Consider the following 1,910-nt stretch of genomic DNA (forward strand, 5'->3'; position numbering starts at 1 on the left):
TCAAAAACCATTGTCGCTCGGAGCCGACGTAGTGGTTTACAGCACCACAAAATACATCGGCGGACACAGCGACGTGCTTGGCGGCTCAATCGTGCTCAACAACGAGTTTTTTTACAAGAAACTCGCTTATAATCAGAACGCTGTGGGCGCGGTGCTTTCGCCGTTCGACAGTTACCTGACACTCCGTGGCGCCAAAACCCTCGCCGTGCGTATGGAGCAGCACCAAAAGAACGCCTTGGCTTTGGCAGAATTTCTTGCTAAATCGCCAAAAATCAAGCGGGTACTTTATCCGGGCTTGAAGAACCATCCTCACCACGAAATTGCGGCTGCGCAGTCGTCGGGATTTGGCGGAGTATTGTCGTTTGAACTCGTTGGCACACTGCAAGATGCGGAGGATTTTCTCTCCAAGTTGAAACTCTTTTCCACGGCAGAAAGTCTCGGCGGCGTAGAGAGTTTGGCAGAGATTCCCGCCATTATGACGCACGCCTCAGTACCCAAGGAAGTCCGCGAGCAAAACGGCATTTCCGACACTCTGATTCGAGTTTCGGTCGGCATCGAAGACACCGAAGATTTGATCGAGGACTTCCGACAGGCATTGGAGGATTAATTATTTCTTCTCCTTGCAACATCCGCCGTCATCGTGGCTATGCTCCACAGCCTCGCCGCAATTTACTTTGCGGGCGGTGTAGTTGATTTTGGCAAACGCTTGAATGATAGCGTCTTCCGTGGTCTTGTCCGCGTCATAGACGATGGTCACAGTTTGGGCGGCAATGTCGGTTTCAATCGACTTGACGCCCTTTTCAAAGCGGATGTTGTTTTTGATTTTGTTTTCACAATTCTCGCAGTGCATCTGCGGATTGGTGGTGAGCACAAGGGTCTTGATGTCCTTGCCCGCTACCGTCAACGCCATAAACATAATGGCGAAAAACATTACTAACTTTCTCATAATTAATTGTTTTTTATTTATTTATCGTTTATTCTCTGAACAAATTGCACCTCAGTCCCACATAAAACATCGCGCCACTCACGGGTGCATAAACCAACGTCGGCTCAAATGTTTCAGCCCACGGATTTGCTGACGAAATGATGGGATTTTTCTGTCGGTAACCTGTCAAGTTTTCGCCGCCGACATAAATTGAAAACTTCCTGAACCATTTGGTAATCTGAATGTTGAGTTGAGGGAACGCAGCAAATTCAGCATTGCTTACCAACACGCCGTTTTCGTCGAAATAATCGGGCAGACGGCCGCCGCCATTGAGTTGAAGGTTGGCGTCAAACTGCCAAATTCCCAAAGGCGTTTTGTACGATGCAGTAATCAGTGCTTTATACTTGTTGGTCAACGGTTTAACCCGCAATTCACCACCTGAATAAGCCCTCACATCGTTCAATCTGTAAGCCGCCGAAAGTTCAAATCCCTTGAACACGTCAAACGCCGCATCTGCCTGAAATGTATGCGAATACGAGCGTTGGTCAGAAGATTTGATGACAATCTTGCTTGGCGAAATGTCGTAATCTGCCAACGCCTGCGATTGGAATGTGGTGTAATAGTATTCTGTGTTGATTTTCAGATGTTTGCCGCAGAGTGGAATCTTCCACGAAAGGCTTGATCCGATGTTCCACGCACTCTCCTGAGCAAGGTTTTCGATTTCAATCTGACGACCCGACGAGAGCAAAAAATGGTTCTCCGCCAAAGCGTGTGGCGACCTGTAACCCTTGCCCGCCGAAAGACGCATCGAAAACGCCTCCAACGGTTTGATTTTCAGATGGAAACGCGGCGTCAAAAATGTGCCGTAAACATCGCTGTCGTCAACCCTAAGACCCGCCATAAGAATCAAAAAATCGTCGTAATGGAACGTGTATTGAGCATAGCCGCCAATTACGGTTTCGTTTTCATCGAGATTTTTGGCTTG

3 protein-coding genes are annotated in these 1,910 nt (G+C 48.1%); 1 reads left to right on the forward strand and 2 read right to left on the reverse strand.

Features of this window, described 5'->3' with window-relative positions; translation table 11 throughout:
- The coding region (locus ACJMM9_RS00940) for a trans-sulfuration enzyme family protein (RefSeq protein WP_405323019.1) at positions 1–607 on the forward strand (607 nt) is incomplete at its 5' end.
- Here the strand turns inward: ACJMM9_RS00940 and ACJMM9_RS00945 are convergent.
- Together ACJMM9_RS00945 and ACJMM9_RS00950 are read right to left on the reverse strand one after the other, a co-directional pair.
- A complete protein-coding gene (locus tag ACJMM9_RS00945) occupies positions 608–931 on the reverse strand; it encodes a heavy-metal-associated domain-containing protein (RefSeq protein ID WP_405323020.1) in 324 nt (107 codons plus the stop codon).
- A 43-nt stretch (positions 932–974) separates the two neighbouring features.
- Positions 975–1,910: TonB-dependent receptor plug domain-containing protein (locus tag ACJMM9_RS00950; RefSeq protein ID WP_405323022.1), on the reverse strand; the 936-nt coding region annotated here is incomplete at its 5' end.

This window comes from Fibrobacter sp. (assembly GCF_045112255.1).
Taxonomy (GTDB): domain Bacteria; phylum Fibrobacterota; class Fibrobacteria; order Fibrobacterales; family Fibrobacteraceae; genus Fibrobacter.